At 63.8% G+C, this 16347-nt stretch carries 15 protein-coding genes and 1 pseudogene; all 16 read left to right on the top strand.

Going from position 1 to position 16347, the window contains the following annotated elements; all coding sequences use genetic code 11:
• The first annotated feature begins 77 nt into the window (after window positions 1-77).
• The 16 genes and pseudogenes from glmU to IEX61_RS10580 all read left to right on the top strand — a co-directional run bounded on the left by glmU (window position 78) and on the right by IEX61_RS10580 (window position 16301).
• Window positions 78-1451: a bifunctional UDP-N-acetylglucosamine diphosphorylase/glucosamine-1-phosphate N-acetyltransferase GlmU gene (gene glmU / locus IEX61_RS10655; protein ID WP_188818003.1), complete on the top strand. Its 1374-nt coding sequence runs from the start codon at window positions 78-80 to the stop codon at window positions 1449-1451.
• A 12-nt stretch (window positions 1452-1463) separates the two neighbouring features.
• Window positions 1464-2414, top strand: coding sequence for a ribose-phosphate diphosphokinase (locus IEX61_RS10650; protein ID WP_054672426.1), 951 nt, complete (start codon window positions 1464-1466; stop codon window positions 2412-2414).
• 193 nt (window positions 2415-2607) lie between these two features.
• Window positions 2608-3228, top strand: coding sequence for a 50S ribosomal protein L25 (locus IEX61_RS10645; RefSeq protein ID WP_054672424.1), 621 nt, complete (start codon window positions 2608-2610; stop codon window positions 3226-3228).
• A gap of 81 nt (window positions 3229-3309) precedes the next feature.
• Entirely contained in the window at window positions 3310-3870 is a 561-nt protein-coding gene (pth, locus tag IEX61_RS10640; protein ID WP_188818001.1) for an aminoacyl-tRNA hydrolase, read from the top strand.
• A gap of 59 nt (window positions 3871-3929) precedes the next feature.
• Window positions 3930-4157 (top strand): anti-sigma-F factor Fin family protein, encoded by a 228-nt coding sequence (locus IEX61_RS10635; protein ID WP_054669674.1) that lies wholly within the window; start codon window positions 3930-3932, stop codon window positions 4155-4157.
• 105 nt (window positions 4158-4262) lie between these two features.
• The gene (gene mfd / locus IEX61_RS10630; protein WP_188817999.1) at window positions 4263-7799 is read left to right on the top strand and encodes a transcription-repair coupling factor; all 3537 of its coding nucleotides are present in this window, start codon (window positions 4263-4265) and stop codon (window positions 7797-7799) included.
• A complete protein-coding gene (locus IEX61_RS10625) occupies window positions 7786-8772 on the top strand; it encodes a peptidylprolyl isomerase (protein ID WP_083462860.1) in 987 nt (328 codons plus the stop codon). Before mfd ends, IEX61_RS10625 begins: the two co-directional genes overlap by 14 nt.
• Before the next feature lie 273 nt (window positions 8773-9045).
• Window positions 9046-9588 carry a stage V sporulation protein T gene (gene spoVT / locus IEX61_RS10620; protein ID WP_054669677.1) on the top strand — a complete coding sequence of 181 codons (543 nt, stop codon included), beginning with the start codon at window positions 9046-9048 and terminating at the stop codon, window positions 9586-9588.
• Between the two features lie 159 nt (window positions 9589-9747).
• Entirely contained in the window at window positions 9748-11418 is a 1671-nt protein-coding gene (locus IEX61_RS10615; RefSeq protein ID WP_054669668.1) for a putative polysaccharide biosynthesis protein, read from the top strand.
• The gene (gene yabN, locus IEX61_RS10610) at window positions 11405-12871 is read left to right on the top strand and encodes a bifunctional methyltransferase/pyrophosphohydrolase YabN (protein ID WP_157057645.1); all 1467 of its coding nucleotides are present in this window, start codon (window positions 11405-11407) and stop codon (window positions 12869-12871) included. The genes IEX61_RS10615 and yabN overlap by 14 nt, the downstream gene beginning before the upstream one ends.
• Window positions 12872-12956: 85 nt before the next feature.
• Complete coding sequence (gene hbs / locus IEX61_RS10605) at window positions 12957-13229, top strand: non-specific DNA-binding protein Hbs (RefSeq protein WP_054669662.1); 273 nt, start codon at window positions 12957-12959, stop codon at window positions 13227-13229.
• A gap of 1 nt (window position 13230) precedes the next feature.
• Window positions 13231-13524, top strand: coding sequence for an RNA-binding S4 domain-containing protein (locus tag IEX61_RS10600; protein WP_188817997.1), 294 nt, complete (start codon window positions 13231-13233; stop codon window positions 13522-13524).
• Window positions 13525-13680: 156 nt separating this feature from the next.
• Window positions 13681-14999 (top strand): annotated as a pseudogene (locus IEX61_RS10595) (amino acid permease).
• Between the two features lie 113 nt (window positions 15000-15112).
• Entirely contained in the window at window positions 15113-15400 is a 288-nt protein-coding gene (gene yabP / locus IEX61_RS10590) for a sporulation protein YabP (RefSeq protein WP_054669658.1), read from the top strand.
• Entirely contained in the window at window positions 15397-15966 is a 570-nt protein-coding gene (gene yabQ / locus IEX61_RS10585; protein WP_054669655.1) for a spore cortex biosynthesis protein YabQ, read from the top strand. The genes yabP and yabQ overlap by 4 nt, the downstream gene beginning before the upstream one ends.
• An 11-nt stretch (window positions 15967-15977) precedes the next feature.
• Window positions 15978-16301, top strand: coding sequence for an FtsB family cell division protein (locus IEX61_RS10580; RefSeq protein ID WP_188817995.1), 324 nt, complete (start codon window positions 15978-15980; stop codon window positions 16299-16301).
• The last annotated feature ends 46 nt before the right edge of the window (window positions 16302-16347 follow it).

Raw genomic sequence — 16347 nt, 5'->3', positions numbered from 1 at the left:
AGTGATTGCGTGCCCTTGAAAAGGGGGGCACTTTCCGCTATAGTCAGGTTGAATAAGGACAGAGGGAGGACCAGACGTTGGCAGCGACCTACGCGATCGTCCTGGCGGCGGGCCTGGGCACGCGGATGAAGTCGAAGCGGAGCAAAGTGATGCATCCGGTGTGCGGCAAGCCGATGGTGGGCCACGTCGTGGACACCTTGACGGCGCTGGGCGTCGACGAGATCGTGGTCGTCGTCGGGCATGGCGCCGAAGCGGTACGGGCCTACCTTGGCGACCGCGTTCGCTACGCGGTGCAGGAAGAACAGCTCGGCACCGGCCATGCCGTTCGGTGTGCCGCGCCGATCCTGGGCGAGCGGGAGGGCACGACCTTCGTCCTGTGCGGCGACACGCCGCTCCTTCGCCCCGAGACGCTGGCGGCGATGCGACAGGAACACGAGCGCAAGCAGGCGGCCGTCACTCTGCTGACCACCACGGCGGTGGATCCAACAGGGTACGGCCGCGTTGTACGAGACGGCGCCGGCGATGTGGTGCGCATTGTGGAGCACAAGGATGCCACCGAAGAGGAGCGGCGCATCCGCGAGATCAACACCGGCACGTACTGTTTCGACAACCGCAAACTGTTTTCTGCCCTTGAGGAGGTCACCAACGACAACGCCCAGGGCGAGTACTACTTGACGGACTGTGTGGCCATTTTGCGCCGCCGCGGGGAGACGGTGGCCGCGCATTACACCCCCGACGAGGCGGAGACGATCGGCATCAACGATCGCGTGGCCTTGGCCCGCGCGGAGGCCATCCTGCGCCGCCGCATCAACGAGGCGCACATGAAAAACGGGGTGACGATTGTCGATCCGGCCACCACCTACATCGACGCCGGCGTGATGATCGGCCGCGACACGGTGATCCTGCCGGGCACGCGCCTGGCCGGGGAGACGGTGATCGGCGAAGATGCGGTGATTGGGCCGTATACGGAGATTCTGGACAGCCAGATCGGAAGCGGCGTCGTGATCCGCCATTCCGTGATCGTGAAAAGCGCGGTGGCTGACGGCGCCGAGATTGGGCCCTTTGCCCACCTGCGGCCCGGAACGCGCATCGGCGAGGGCGTGCGCGTGGGGAACTTCGTTGAGGTGAAGAACAGCGTCATCGGCCCGCGATCCAAGGCGGCGCATCTGACGTATATTGGGGACGCCGACGTGGGGGCCGACGTCAACTTCGGCTGCGGCAGCGTCGTTGTCAACTACGACGGCCGGACCAAGCACCGCACGGTGGTGGAGGACGGCGCGTTCATCGGCTGCAACACGAACCTGGTGGCCCCGGTGCGCGTGGGCAAAGGGGCCTACACGGCGGCCGGTTCGACGATTACCGACGATGTTCCGGATTACGCCCTGGCCATCGCGCGGGCGCGACAAATCAACAAGCCGGAATACGTGAAAAAATGGAAATCGGAAGCGTGACGGAGGGCAATCATGGGGAAATACCGCGATCCCAAGCTGAAGGTGTTTACGGGCAACTCCAATCCTGCCCTGGCCCAGGAGATCGCCGACCACATCGGCGTTCCGCTCGGCAATGCCCGCGCCTCGCGCTTTAGCGACGGGGAAATCCAGATCAAACTGGAGGAGAGCGTGCGCGGGGCCGACGTGTTTGTCATCCAGTCGACGTGTTATCCCGTCAACGAAAACCTGATGGAGCTCCTTGTCATGGTTGACGCCCTCAAACGGGCTTCGGCCAAATCGATCAACTGCGTCATCCCGTACTACGGCTACGCACGGCAGGACCGCAAGGCGCGCGCCCGCGATCCGATTACGGCCAAGCTGGTGGCCAACCTGATTGAAACGGCGGGCGCCAACCGCGTCATCACGATGGACTTGCACGCCACGCAGATCCAAGGCTTTTTCGATATCCCTGTTGACCATTTGCTCGGCGTCCCGATTTTGGCCAAGTACTTTTTGGAAAAGGGATTGGACAACATCGTGGTGGTCTCGCCCGATCACGGCGGAGTGACGCGGGCGCGGAAGATGGCCGAGCGGCTCGCGGCGCCGATCGCCATCATTGACAAGCGGCGCCCGGAGCCGAACGTGGCCGAAGTGATGAACATCGTGGGGGACGTGAAGGGGAAAACGGCCATCCTCATCGACGACATCATCGACACGGCGGGGACGATCACGCTGGCGGCGAAAGCGCTTCTCGAGCATGGGGCGCGCGAGGTGTACGCGGCGTGCACGCATCCGGTGCTTTCCGGTCCGGCCATCGAGCGGATTCAGCATTCCCCGATCAAGGAGCTTGTTGTGACGAACACGATTCCGCTCACCCCCGAAAAGCGCCTCGACAACATCGTCGTTCTGTCGGTGGCGCCGATCATCGGCGAGGCGATCATCCGCGTCCATGAGGAGTTGTCGGTGAGCAAGCTCTTCGACTAACCGGAAGACGCGCAGACGGAAGCGGCGGGGCGCGAGGGGCGTTGATCTGCCCGCAGGTCCTTGCGTAAAATGAACGTTGTGGGCGTACCCTTTGGGCGTTTTGCGGTCATGTTTGAACCCGTCCCCGAACGGGAATGGTAGGAATGGACAGCATCGGCTTTCCAATCCTTCCAACAGAGGGGTGATCGGGCACATGACGGAAACGTTAAAGGCGTACGTGCGCCATGACCTGCGCCGTTCGGCGACGCGGCGCTTGCGCAAGGAGCGCAAAGTTCCGGCCATCATCTACGGCAAGGAGCGCCAGCCGCTGCCGCTGGCGGTCGACCAGTCGGCCTTCGAGCGGCTGATTGGCCACCGCAGCGCGGGGGCGCTCGTCAATCTGGACGTTGAGGGCGAGGGCACGGTCCGGGCCATCGTCCAGGAGATCCAGCGCGATGCGATCAGCGGGAACATCCTGCACATTGACTTCCATCAGGTCAGCCTCAACGAACCGGTCGACATCAGCGTACCCGTTCGGGTGATCGGCGAAGCGGAACTGGAGCGGCGCGGCGCCATTCCGCAGCTCCAGCTGCGCGAGGTGGAAGTGCGCACGCTGCCGGACCGCGTGCCGGAAGCGATCGACGTCCAGGTGGCCGACCTGTCGGTGGGCGATGTGGTTCGCGTGAAGGACCTCGTCGTGCCCGAAGGGGTGACGGTGCTCGAAGACGCCGAGGAAGTGGTGCTCACCGTCACCGCGCCGGACCTCGAGCCGGTCGAGACGGAAACCACGCCGGAAGAAGTGGAGCTGGTGGAAAACACCGGTGGCGAGGGCTGATCGGCCGCCGGCTTGCGCTTCGACACCACGCGCAACCCGCAGCGCTGCGGGTTTGCGCCTTTTTTATGGGGGGAACGCGGCATGAAACTGATCGTTGGATTGGGCAATCCCGGACCGGCCTACGCGGCCACCCGCCACAACGTGGGCTTCTGGGTGATCGATCGCCTCGCGCGCACGCTGCGCATTTCCGTAGACAAGGCAAAGTGGAAAGGGCTTGTCGGCGAGGGCTGCGTCGACGGACAAAAGGTGCTCCTGCTCAAGCCGCAGACGTACATGAACGCCTCCGGCGAGTCGGTGGCGGAGGCGGTCCGGTTTCATAAACTGAATCCGGAAGCGATCCTCGTCATCTACGACGACATGGATTTGCCCCTCGGCACCCTCCGCGTGCGCATGAAGGGCAGCGACGGCGGCCACCGCGGCCTGCGCTCGATCATCGCCCATCTGGGTACGCAGGAGATCCCGCGCATCCGCATCGGCATCGGGCGCCCCGCGCCGGGCGTGTCGGTGACCGATCACGTGCTGTCGCCCTTTGCCCCCGAGGAGCGGGAGGCGGCCGAGGCGGCGGCGGTGCGGGCGGCGGAGGCGGCGGCGGCCTGGATCACCGAGCCGATCGACCGCGTGATGAACCGCTTTAACCGCTGAATGGCGGTCTCCTGCCGCGGCCATACTGAAAACAGCACCGCGGCAGGGGAGGGTTGGCCATGGCTGTCAAGTACGTCTGTCCGCGTTGTGGCATGGCGCTGGGCACGATCGAGGCGGATGTTCCGGAATGGCGTCTGGGATTCCATTTCTTGACCCCCGAAGAGCGGGCGTCTATAATAACCTATGAGTCAAATGGCGACGTTTGCGTGCGCGTCATCTGCGAATACTGCCAGGAAGCCGTTTTGCGGCAACCGGAATGGTTGCTCATGCACAACCATTTGCAGTAGGCGTGTAGCTCCGGATACCGGCAAAGGTCTAAGCCTTGGCGGTACGCTAAGGCTTCTTTTTGCATGGGCGTTTTCCTTTTTTTTGGCGTATAGGGGGTGTACCCGATGCGCGTGCTCCTGCAGGTGTTTCGCGATGATCCGGATTTCCAGGCCGTGGTAGACGGCTTTGCCCGCGGCCTGCGCGAGCAGATGGTGACCGGGCTCAGCGGCTCGGCCCGCCCGCTCTACGTCGCAACGCTCTACCGGGCGATCGGCCGGCCGGTGGTGCTCGTTACGCATAACACGTACCATGCCCAGCGGTTGTACGAAGATTTGGCCGAATGCCTGCCGGAGGAGGAAGTGTGGCTCTATCCGGCCAATGAGGTGATCGGCACCGAGGTGCTGGTGGCCAGCCCGGAGATGCGCAGCCAGCGCCTGAAGATCCTCACCGAGCTGTCTGCCGGCAAGACGGGCGTTCTCGTCGTGCCCTACGCCGGGCTGTGCCGGCGGCTTCCCCCTCCAGCGGCGTGGCGGGAGGCGGTGGTGCGTCTGGCCGTCGGGGACACGGTCGATTTGGAAGCGTTTGCGCGCCGCCTGTCGGCCATCGGCTACACGCGGACGGAGATGATCGAGGCGCCCGGCGAGTTCAGCGTGCGCGGCGGCATTGTCGACGTCTTTCCCCTTAGCGAGCCGTCGCCGCTGCGCATTGAATTTTTCGACGACGAAGTCGACTCCATCCGCGCCTTTGACGTGGAGACGCAGCGGTCGACCGATGCGCGGAACGAAGCGGTCATCCCGCCGGTGGCCGAGGTCTTTGCCACGCCGGAGCGGCGCCAGCAGGGGGCGCTCCGCCTGGAAGACCGCTTAAACCGGGCCCTCGAGACGATTCGCGACCCGGCCGTGCGCGACAAGCTGCGCGAGCGCATCGGTTGGGAGCTGGAGCAGTGGCGGCAAGGGGCCGGCTTTCAGGGCGAGCAAAAGTACGTCGAGCTGCTCTATCCCGAGGCGGGCACGCTGCTCGACTACGTCGCCGGCGACCCGCTCCTGGTGTTCGACGAGCCGGCGCGGGTGTTCGATGCTGTTGACCAGCTGGAGAAGGATGAGGCCGAATGGCAGACGGCCCTCGTGCAGGCCGGAGAGTTTTTGCCCCGCCTGCGCCTGACGAAGGCGTTCGACGAGACGGTCGGGCGTCGGCCGCGCCTCTACCTGGCCCTCTTTTTGCGGCAGGTGCCGCGCACCCATCCGCAGAACGTGGTGAACGTGGTGTGCCGCAGCATGCAGAACTTCCACGGCCAGATGAACGTGCTCAAGACGGAAATGGCCCGGTGGGAGAAGAGCGACATGCGCGTGCTCTTTGCCGCCGCCGATGAGGAGCGGGCCGGCCGCCTGGCGCGCGTCCTCGCCGACTACGGGATGGAGGTGGACGTGGCCAAGGACCTCTTGGCCCTGCCCAAGCGGCCGACGATCCTGATCGGCAACCTGTCGAGCGGTTTCGAGCTGCCGCGCCAGAAAGTGGTCGTGGTGACGGAAAGCGAGGTGTTCACCCAGAAGCAGCGCAAGGCCCGGCGCGTGGCGACGATCTCCGGGGCCGAGCGCATCAAGAGCTACCTCGACCTCAAGGTGGGCGATTACGTCGTCCACGTCAACCACGGCATCGGCAAGTACATGGGGATCCAAACGTTAGAAGTCGACGGCGTGCACAAGGATTATCTGCTCATCCAGTACGCCGGAAACGACAAGCTGTACGTGCCCATCGACCAGATCGACCTGGTCCAGAAGTACATCGGCGCGGAAGACAAGGAGCCGAAAATTTATTCCCTGGGCGGCGGCGAATGGAAAAAAGTCAAAAACCGCGTGCGCGCCTCGGTGCGCGACATCGCCGAGGATCTCCTCAAGCTGTATGCCAAGCGGCAGGCGTCCAAGGGGTACGCCTTCAGCAAGGACACGCCGGAGCAGCGCGAGTTTGAGGCCCTCTTTCCCTACGAGGAGACGCCCGACCAGCTGCGGGCCATCGAGGAAGTGAAGCGCGACATGGAGGCGCCGCGGCCGATGGACCGCCTCCTGTGCGGCGACGTGGGCTACGGCAAGACGGAGGTGGCCATCCGCGCCGCCTTCAAGGCGGTGATGGACGGCAAGCAGGTGGCCGTCCTCGTGCCGACGACGATTCTCGCCCAACAGCATTTCGAAACGTTCAAGGAACGCTTCGCCGACTACCCGGTGCGCATCGAGGTGCTGTCGCGTTTCCGCTCGCGCAAGGAGCAAAACCAGGTCATCAAGGGGCTGAAGGACGGCACGGTGGACATCGTCATCGGCACGCACCGCTTGCTCTCGAAGGACGTGCAGTTCAAGGATCTGGGGCTTTTGATTATCGACGAGGAACAGCGCTTCGGCGTGGCGCACAAGGAGAAGCTCAAGCAGCTGAAGACGAACGTCGATGTCCTGACGCTCACGGCGACGCCCATTCCGCGGACGCTGCACATGTCGATGCTCGGCGTGCGCGACCTCTCCGTCATCGAAACGCCGCCGGAAAACCGTTTTCCCGTGCAGACCTATGTGGTGGAGTACAGCGCGGCCCTCGTGCGCGAGGCCATCGAGCGGGAGCTGGCCCGCGGCGGACAGGTGTATTTCGTCTACAACCAGGTGCAGTCGATTGAGCGCATGGCCGACCAGATTCGCGCCCTCGTGCCCGATGCCCGCGTGGCCGTTGCCCACGGGCAGATGGATGAAAACGAACTGGAACGGGTGATGCTCGATTTCCTGGATGGCCAGTACGACGTGCTGGTGTGCACGACGATCATTGAAACAGGGGTGGACATCCCGAACGTCAACACGTTGATCGTGTACGATGCCGACAAGTTGGGTTTGGCGCAGCTCTATCAGCTGCGCGGGCGCGTCGGCCGTTCCAACCGCATCGCCTACGCCTACTTCACGTATCAACGCGACAAGGTGCTGAGTGAAGAGGCGGAGAAGCGCCTGCAGGCGATCAAGGAGTTCACCGAGTTTGGCTCGGGTTTCAAGATCGCCATGCGCGATCTGGCCATCCGCGGGGCGGGCAACCTGCTCGGTCCGGAACAGCACGGCTTTATCGCGTCGGTGGGCTTTGACCTGTACACGCAGATGCTGAAGGAGGCGATCGAAGAGCTCAAGGGCGAAAAGCCGGAGGAGCCGCCGCTGCGCCCGGAAATCGACTTGGCCGTCGATGCGTACTTGCCCTCCGACTACATTCCCGATGCCAAGCAAAAGATTGAGATGTACAAGAAGTTTGCCGCCGTGGAGAACCCGGAGGAGGTCCCGGATCTCGTCGACGAACTTGTCGACCGCTTCGGGGAGCCCTCGCCGCCGGTCAAGAACCTCTTGTCGGTGGTCAAAATTCGCACCTACGCGGCGCGCTACCGCATGGAACGCATCGTCCAGAAGGGCGACGAGGTGCGCATCGACTTGGCTCCGGACCAGACGAGCAAGATCGACGGTGGGCGGCTGTTCGCCCTGGCCGCGCGCTTTGATCGCCGCATCGCCCTGTCGATGGACGGCGGGCGAGTGGGCATTCGCATCCCGGTCAAAGGGCTGTCCGCAGAAGCGCTGCTTTCGTTTTTGGAACGGTTCTTGGAAGGCTATGCCGATGTGCTGAAAACGAAAGGAGAAGTGAAACATGTGGCCACGTAAGCGGATGTGGAGGGTGCTGGCGCTTTGGGTTTGCGCGTTGTTCGCGCTGGCCGGATGCGCCCAATCGGACGACGCCCAGCCGACGTCGGGCAAGGGCGGCGATGCGGGGGGGCCGAATCTCTCCCTCGGCGTGGATGCGAAGCAGGTGGTGGCCCGCTATGATGGCGGGGAAGTGACGGCCGGCGAATTTGAGAAGTACCTCGCCCTCCAGTACGTGCTCAACCCCTTGTACCGCGCCGTGCTGACCGATCCGGAAAGCCGCGAGGAAGTACTGCGCAGCTACATTGCCGAGACGATTCTGGCCGACCGCGCCGGAAGCGCCGATGTGCGCGAGGAGGCCGACAACCTGTTCGACGCGTGGCGGCAGGCCTTCGACAAGGCGGAGGGTTCGCGCAAGGCGGCCGATCAGCTTCTCAAGCGGCTCAACCTGACGGAAGACGACGTGCGGAACTACCTGGTGCGCTACAAGCGCATCGAGACCTATCTTGCCGCACAAGTGAAGGAAGAGGACTTGAAGAAGCGCTACGCGGAGCGCCAGCGCGACTTCACCGTGGCCACGGTGCGCCACATCCTTATCAGCACCGACGGGCGCAGCGAGGCGGAGGCCTACAAATTGGCCACGGAGCTGGCCCGGCGCATCCAGCGCGGCGAGGACATGGCCGCCCTGGCCAAACAGTACTCCGACGATCCGGGCAGCAAGGAAAAAGGCGGGGTGTACGAAAACGCCCGCGTGACGGAATGGGTACCCGAATTTCAGCAGGCCGTGCTGACCCAGGCCATCGGGAAGGTGGGCGCTCCCGTAAAAACGGCCTACGGTTACCATGTGATCCGGGTGGAAAAACGCGAGGTTCTGCCGTTTGAACAGGTGCGCGAGGAGTTGCGCGTCGAGGCGTTGAACGAAGCCTACAATCGCTTCTATGACAAGGAGTTGCCCAAGCACATCCGGCAAATCGCCCTGCCCAAGCCGACGTGAGGAGCAGCGGGTTGCGTGTTCGCAGCCCGCTTTTCGCGTACGGCCGGGTCCCTGCCTTCACGTTCGCGCGCGGCGTGCCGCATAGGGGCTGGGTTTCCGTTGAATACTAGGGCCAAATCTCCCGTTGCCACCGGGATTGGCACGAAGTTCCGCTCATGACAGAAAGAATGGAGAGCCAAACTTGGTAATGACAGCGCGGGGAACACAAAATAGGGGTAAAGCCGGAATCCGTGCCCCATGCAAAACCAACCATCACGAAAGCGAGGCATGTCCATGAAAGCAACGGGTATCGTGCGACGGATCGACGATTTGGGCCGAGTGGTGATTCCGAAAGAGATCCGACGCACTTTGCGGATTCGCGAAGGGGACCCCTTGGAAATCTTCGTTGACCGCGATGGAGAAGTGATTCTGAAGAAGTATTCCCCCATTGGAGAGCTCGGGGACTTTGCCAAAGAGTACGCCGAATCGCTGTACGACAGCGTCAAGCACATCGCCCTGATCGCCGATCGCGACAACATCATTGCCGTGGCCGGCGGTTCGAAAAAGGAATTTATGGACAAACCCGTTGGCAGCATCATCGAGAGAAGCATGGAGGAACGGCGAACGATTCTCGAGACCACGCCCGGTCGCTACGAATTGATTCGGGACGCCGAAGACACCTATTCCAGCTTTGTCATCGCGCCCATCGTGGCCGGTGGCGATCCCATCGGCGCGGTCATTCTCGTGAGCAAGGACGAGGGCGTCAAGATGGGCGAGCTGGAAGTGAAGCTGTGCGAAACGGCCGCGGGGTTTTTGGGCAAGCAGATGGAACAGTGACGCCGACGTGGGTCGTCGCCCGGATCGCGCCGCCTGTCCGCAGGAAGCGGATCGGCGGCGTTTTTTGCGTCTTTTGACGCGCGGCGTTCGTTTTCCGGCCGCTTCGCGGTCTGGTATAATACCCTCAGTTTGGGTGCCGGAAGCGGAGAGGAGACCGTCATGAACGCCGTAACGAGCCATAAGCGCTTTTTGCAGGGCGCGGCCATCTTGGCCGCGGCTTCGCTGATTTCCAAGATCCTGGGCGTCTTCTACCGCGTGCCGTACAAGGCGATCACGGGGGACGTCGGGCTGTACGCCTACGCCCAGGTGTACCCCATCTACAGCACGCTGCTCATCCTGGCCACGGCCGGGTTTCCCCTTGCCGTTTCCAAGATCGTCGCCGAGAAGCTGGCGGTCGGCGATGCCGCCGGGGCGCGGCGCGTGTTTCATGTTGCGGCGGCGTTTTTGGCCGCAACGGGTACGGCTTGCTTTGCCTTGCTCTTTTTCGGCGCCTCATGGATCGCTGAGCTGATGGGGGATGCGCGGCTGACCACGCCGATCCGCATGGTGTCGACGGCGCTTTTGGTCGTTCCCGTGATGGCGGCCATTCGGGGCTACTTCCAAGGCCAGCAGAATATGATGCCCACCGGCGTCTCGCAGGTGCTGGAGCAGCTCGTGCGCATCGCCACGATCCTCGTGCTGGCCGTTTGGGCCATGGAGACGGGGCGCGGCGTGTACGCCGCCGCATCGGGCGCCTTGTTTGGGTCGTTTACCGGGGCCCTCGCCGGGTTGGCCGTGATGCTGGTCTACCTGCGCAAGGATGAACTGCGGATTTCCGTTGCCCGGACGACCGCCGCGTCCGCGCCGGAACCGCCGGGGGCGCTCATCAAAACGATTCTGGCCTTGTCCCTGCCCATTGCCCTCGGTTCGCTCATCCTCCCCTTGATGCAGCTGGCCGACTCGTTTACCGTAAAAAACGTTCTCGATTGGGCGGGCCTTGCCGACGTGTCCGGGAAATGGAAGGGCGTCTACGACCGCGGTCAGCCCCTCGTGCAGTTTTCGTCCTTTTTCGCCGCGGCCCTGTCGCTGGCCCTCGTGCCGTCCATCGCCGAGGCGAATGCCCGCGGCCAGCGCGCGGTGATCCAAAACCGCACCGAGCTGGCCGTGCGCATGACGGTGATTGTGGGGTGGCCGGCATCGGTCGGTCTGGCCGTGATCATGGAGCCGGTCAACACCATGCTCTACGGCGACCCGGCGGGGTCCTTTGCCTTGGCCGTTCTGGCCTTCTCGACGCTGTTTGCCACGGTGAACGTAACGGCGGCGTCGATCTTGCAGGGGCTCGGCGAGGTGATGGTGCCGGTTCGCAACCTGTTCATCGGTGTGGCGGTTAAGCTGGGCCTGAACGTCGTGCTCATCGCCGCGCTCAGCCGAGCCGGCGCGGACATGGCCATCGCCGGGGCAGCGCTGGCCACGGTGATCGGCTATGCGGTAGCCATGTTGCTCAACATGCGCGCCCTCCGCGTGCGTACCGGCATGCGCGCCGCGCGGAAGGCCCTTGTCGTCAAGCCGCTGGTTGCGTCCTTGATCATGGCTGCGGCGGTATACGGGGTGTACACCGTGCTTCACGCGGCGCTTCTCGGTCTCGGCCTGCCCCTTCGCGCCGCCAGCGTCGTGGAGTCATTGGCGCTGACGGCGCTGGGGGCTGCCGTTTACGGTGTCGCTGTCTTGCGCCTCGGCGCGGTGAGCCGGCGCGACCTCGAGCTGGTGCCGAAAACGCGGCGCCTCGTGCCGCTTTTGGTGCGGCTGGGCATGCTGAAGGAAGGGAGGGATGCCAACCATGCCCACAATTGAAGTGGTGGGCCTTGGCGCCGGTGGCCTTGACCTCATGCCGCGCGGCGTTTACCGCCGGCTGCGCGCCGCCGACCGTCTCTTTTTGCGGACGGCGGAGCATCCGGCGGCGGCGGAGCTGCGCGCCGAAGGGATCACCTTTGTGGCTTTCGACAGCCTCTATCGGCAACACGACACCTTTGAGGCGGTGTACGAGGCCATTTGCCACCGTCTGCTTGACGAGGCGCGCCGCGGCGACGTGCTCTATGCCGTGCCCGGCCATCCCATGGTGGCGGAGCGAACGGTGCAGCTTCTCCTCGAGCGGGGCCCGGCGGCCGGGGTGCGCGTGGTGATTGGCGGCGGTCAAAGCTTTCTCGATCCGCTGTTTGCCCGCCTGGGCATCGATCCGATCGAGGGCCTTGCCGTGCTGGACGGAACGGCGCTGCGCCGCGAACACCTGGCGCCACACTTGCACCTCGTCATCACCCAGGTGTACGATGCCTTTGTCGCCGCCGATGTGAAGCTGACGCTGATGGAGGTCTATCCCGACGATTATCCGGTCACCGTCGTCACGGCGGTCGGCGTGCCGCAGCGGGAGAAGGTGGAGCAAAAGCCGCTGTACCTGTTGGATCGCCTGGCGACGGACAACTTGACCCTCGTCTACGTGCCGCCGACGGACGACCCCCGGGTGATAAACCGCCGGTTTGACCGCCTGCGCGAGGTGGTGGCGATCTTGCGCGGGCCGGAGGGGTGTCCGTGGGACCGCGAGCAGACCCATCGCTCCATCCGCAAAAATGTCATCGAAGAGGCGTACGAGGTGGCCCAGGCCATCGACGACGGCGACCCCGACGCCCTGTGCGAGGAGCTGGGGGACCTGCTCTTGCAGGTGATGCTGCACGCCCAGATGGCCGAGGAGGAGGGCATCTTCACCGTCGACGACGTGATCGGCGGCCTGGTGGACAAGCTGATCCGCCGCCATCCCCACGTGTTCGGCGATCGGTCAGCGGAAAGCGCCGAGGAGGCGCTGGCCAACTGGGAGGCGATGAAGCAGCGGGAGGCCGCGGCCAAGGGGAAAGGGGACGCGCCGTCGCTGCTCGACAGCGTGCCGCGCGCCCTGCCCGCCCTCCTCAAGGCGTGGAAGATCCAGAAGAAGGCCGCCAGCGTGGGGTTTGACTGGACGGCCCTCGACGATGTCTTTGCCAAAGTGGAGGAAGAGGTGCGGGAAGTGCGCGAAGCGGCGGCGCAGGGGCAGGAGCGCGCGGCCGACGAGGTGGGCGATCTCCTGTTTGCCGTGGTCAACCTGGCCCGCTTCCTGCATGTCGATCCGGAGGAAGCGCTGGCGCGGACGTGCGCGAAATTTGCCCGCCGCTTCCGCCACATCGAGGCGCGGCTGCGTGCGGAGGGCCGCACCTTCGCCGACGTCACCCTGGCGGAGATGGACCGCTGGTGGAACGAAGCCAAAGAAAATGGGCAGTGAGGCCGCGGGCCGAGCAGGATTTTGGCGGCGGAACACGAATAACAATCACCGTACATTCTTGAAAGAAGGAGGTTGGTGTTGACCTATGAACAAGCAGGAGATCATCGCCCGCATTGCCGAAAAAAGCGGTTTGACGAAGAAAGATGTGGAAACGGTCGTGAACGCGGTGCTGGAAGAGATCACCGAAGCCCTGCGCGCCGGGGAAAAGGTCCAGTTTGTCGGCTTCGGCACCTTTGAGACGCGCAAGCGGTCGGCCCGCACCGGTCGCAACCCGCAAACCGGGGAAACGATCAACATTCCGGAAGCCGTCATTCCGGCGTTCCGCGCGGGCAACAAGCTGAAAGAAGCCGTGAAGTGACATGCGGCTCGACAAATTCCTCAAGGTCTCGCGGTTGCTCAAACGGCGCACGGTGGCGAAGGAGTTGTGCGACCAAGGCCGCGTCGAACTGAACGGGCGGCCGGCAAAAGCGTCGAGCACCGTGAGCGTGGGGGATTTGCTTACCCTTCACTTTGGAACGAAAACGCTGACGGTCCGCGTCGAGCGCGTGACAGAAAATGCGCGGAAGGAAGAGGCCGGGAGCCTGTACACGGTGGTGGAGGAGACGCGGATCGACGAGGCGTTCGACAAAGGGGAAGGCTACCGCAAGGGGTAGCCTTCCTTTTCTTTTTCGTGCGGGTTTCCGGTTGGCACAATGTACCCTTGATGGGCGGCGCGTTTTCCGGTATGATGAGTCGCATTGCATGTTCGAGGAGTTTATCTCATTAACGAGATGAAGGATTGTCTAGGGAACGAGAAAGGGGTTGGAACCATGACCCATCGCGGATCGGGGCGCACGCTGGGCGTTTGGCTGCTGGCTGCGCTCGTGGTCGGCAACATGGTGGGGTCGGGCATCTTTATGCTGCCGCGCACCCTGGCCGAAGTGGCCAGCCCGGCCGGTGTCCTGCTGGCCTGGCTGTTGACCGGGGCCGGAGTGCTGATGACCGCGCTGGTGTTCGGCAATCTCGCCTTGCGCAAGCCCGACCTTGTCGGGGGGCCGCAGGCTTACGCCCAGGCGCTCTTTCCCACCCGTTCTTTCTGGTCGGTTATTTCCGGATACGCCGTCGCGTGGGGGTACTGGGTGGCCAATTTTGCCGGCAATGTGGCCATCATCACCTCTTGTGGGGCATTCATTTCTTGATCTTGCGGGGCATGGAACAAACGGGGAAAACGAACTTTGCCGCCACGGCGGCCAAAGTGGGCGGCTTTCTGCTCTTCCTCGTTGCGGCCTTGTTTGCCTTTGACGCGCGCAACCTTGTGCCCTTTGTGGCGCCCCGAACGGACGAAGCGGGCCATGTGTTCGGCCTCTTGGGGCAGGCGAACGAGGCGGCGTTGGCCACGCTGTGGGCCTTTGTCGGCGTGGAGTCGGCTGTTGTCTTTTCCGGACGGGCCCGCACATCGCGGGACGTGAAGATGGCCACCCTCATCGGGCTGCTGGTGGCATTGGTGTTGTATGTGGCCATCACCCTGCTCGTCATGGGCGTCTTGCCGCACGAACGGTTGGGGACCTCCGACAAGCCCTTGGTCGACGCGCTGTCGGTCGCGATCGGGCCTTCCGGTGGCTTCCTCCTGGCGGCGCTGGGACTCGTCAGCTTGTTTGGTTCGACGATCGGATGGATCTGGCTGAGTGCGGAGGTTCCGTACCAGGAGGCCAAGCAAGGCGTGTTCCTGTCTCCGTTTCTTCGGGAAAATCGGCGGGGCGTACCGACCGTTGCCCTGACGGTTACGAATGCCATGGCCCAGCTTTTCTTGCTGTCCACGCTATCCCAGTCGGTGGCCAAGGCCTTCGATTTCGTGATCCACGTGGCCACCTTGGCGTACCTGGTTCCGTACCTGCTGGCCGCCGTTTATCAGCTGAAGCTGGTGGTGACCGGGGAAACGTACGCAACCGACGGCCGGGCGCGCCTCGTCGACGGCGTCATCGCCGGATGGGCGACGCTGTATGCGTTGTGGGTCATCCAAGCGGGAACGGCAGACCTGTCCACCTTCCTGTTCGGCATGGGGCTGCTCGCCTCGGGCGCCGTGTTCTACCCGTGGGTGCGCAGGGTCCAGCGGGCGGAACGGCGGCAGGAGAAGCCCGGCGCAGCGTAAGCGGTGGGGCACGCTGCGGGATCCATCGTGCGGATGGCCTCCGGTCAGGCGGACGACCCGGGTTCTATTTCGCGGGGACTGTCCGTAAGATGACCGTGAGGAGGTGTCCGACGATGGAAGGGAAGGGCCGCGGGCAACTGCACCACGAGATCGTCATGGAGAACCGGAAGGCGCTGCGCATCACCGGCGTGATCAATGTGGAAAGCTTCGACAGCGAGGAGTTTCTCCTCGAGACCAGCTGCGGGTTTTTGGCCATCCGCGGGCAACAGTTGCACATGAAAAGCCTCAATGTGGAACAGGGGCAGGTGGCCATCGAAGGGAAGGTCATCGAAATGGGCTACCTTGACGAAGGCGCACCGGGAGAGCGGGCTAAAGGGCTCTTTAGCCGATTGTTTCGGTGACCATCCGGGAGCAGCTCCTCTCTTGGTGGCTGACGGTGGCCTGCGGCATCGGATTGGGCGCGCTCTTTGACCTGTACCGCGTGATCCAGTGGCGCCTTCGTTTTGGGCGGACCGTCGTGGCCGCCCTTGACCTGCTCGTCTTGAGCCTCGCCGCCCTTGGCGTGTTTGGGGTCTTGTATCGCGTGAATGGGGGTGTGGTTCGCGCCCACACCTTCTTGGGCCTGGCTGCGGGCGCCGTTTTTTATGCCGCGACGCTTAGCGCGCCGATGGTGCGGGGGTGGGGGGTGCTGCTCGCGCTGGTCGGGCGCGTGCTCTGGGGGCTCATGTGGCTCCTCGATGCGGCCCTTGTTCGCCCGGTCGTGTGGACGGTGGGGAAGGCCGTGGCGGTGATGGAGCTGGTCATCCTTGCGGCGGCGGGGCTTGTCGCGGGCGTCGGCAAAGCCGCATGGAAGGTTCTGGTCGTCCTGCTCGTCCCGGTCCGGAAAATCTTCGCACCCGGAGCAGGATTTGCGCGGCGAATCGCGAAAACCATTTGGCGATGGGGGAAAAAGCCCAAAGACCGATGAGGTGATGGCGCGTGCCGAAGACGAGAATGCGCCGGCGCCGCATCCGAATCCTGCTCGCGCTGCTTGTGGCCTTTGGCGTATGGGCAGCGAAGAAATGGTGGGAACAGGAACGGCTCCTTCGCGCCCAAGAAGCGACGCTCGCCCAGTTGAAGCAGGAGGCGGTCGACCTTAGCCGCACGCGAGAAGCCCTTGCCGCACAAGTGAAGCGGCTCGAGAATGAGGAGTATGTGGTCGAACTGGCGCGGCGGTATTTCTTTCTCAGCAAACCGGGAGAAACGCTGTATTTGACGCCCCGCACGCCCCAATCTTCGCCATCGGACCAGGCTCTACGCTAAAAAGTGTGGATGCCAAGAAGGAAAAAGGCGGTCAGCGAGCCAAGGG

The sequence above is a fragment of the Calditerricola satsumensis genome (genome assembly GCF_014646935.1).
GTDB lineage: Bacteria > Bacillota > Bacilli > Calditerricolales > Calditerricolaceae > Calditerricola > Calditerricola satsumensis.
Note: the sequence above shows the minus strand (reverse complement) of the source record. Positions and strands in the feature narration are given on the sequence as shown.

Excerpts from the sequence above, each read along its gene's own strand:
- IEX61_RS10650 (WP_054672426.1), top strand. The coding sequence starts at position 1,464 with ATGGGGAAATACCGCGATCCCAAGCTGAAGGTGTTTACGGGCAACTCC.
- IEX61_RS10645 (WP_054672424.1), top strand. The coding sequence starts at position 2,608 with ATGACGGAAACGTTAAAGGCGTACGTGCGCCATGACCTGCGCCGTTCG.
- pth (WP_188818001.1), top strand. The coding sequence starts at position 3,310 with ATGAAACTGATCGTTGGATTGGGCAATCCCGGACCGGCCTACGCGGCC.
- IEX61_RS10635 (WP_054669674.1), top strand. The coding sequence starts at position 3,930 with ATGGCTGTCAAGTACGTCTGTCCGCGTTGTGGCATGGCGCTGGGCACG.
- mfd (WP_188817999.1), top strand. The coding sequence starts at position 4,263 with ATGCGCGTGCTCCTGCAGGTGTTTCGCGATGATCCGGATTTCCAGGCC.
- IEX61_RS10625 (WP_083462860.1), top strand. The coding sequence starts at position 7,786 with ATGTGGCCACGTAAGCGGATGTGGAGGGTGCTGGCGCTTTGGGTTTGC.
- spoVT (WP_054669677.1), top strand. The coding sequence starts at position 9,046 with ATGAAAGCAACGGGTATCGTGCGACGGATCGACGATTTGGGCCGAGTG.
- IEX61_RS10615 (WP_054669668.1), top strand. The coding sequence starts at position 9,748 with ATGAACGCCGTAACGAGCCATAAGCGCTTTTTGCAGGGCGCGGCCATC.
- yabN (WP_157057645.1), top strand. The coding sequence starts at position 11,405 with ATGCCCACAATTGAAGTGGTGGGCCTTGGCGCCGGTGGCCTTGACCTC.
- hbs (WP_054669662.1), top strand. The coding sequence starts at position 12,957 with ATGAACAAGCAGGAGATCATCGCCCGCATTGCCGAAAAAAGCGGTTTG.
- IEX61_RS10600 (WP_188817997.1), top strand. The coding sequence starts at position 13,231 with ATGCGGCTCGACAAATTCCTCAAGGTCTCGCGGTTGCTCAAACGGCGC.
- yabP (WP_054669658.1), top strand. The coding sequence starts at position 15,113 with ATGGAAGGGAAGGGCCGCGGGCAACTGCACCACGAGATCGTCATGGAG.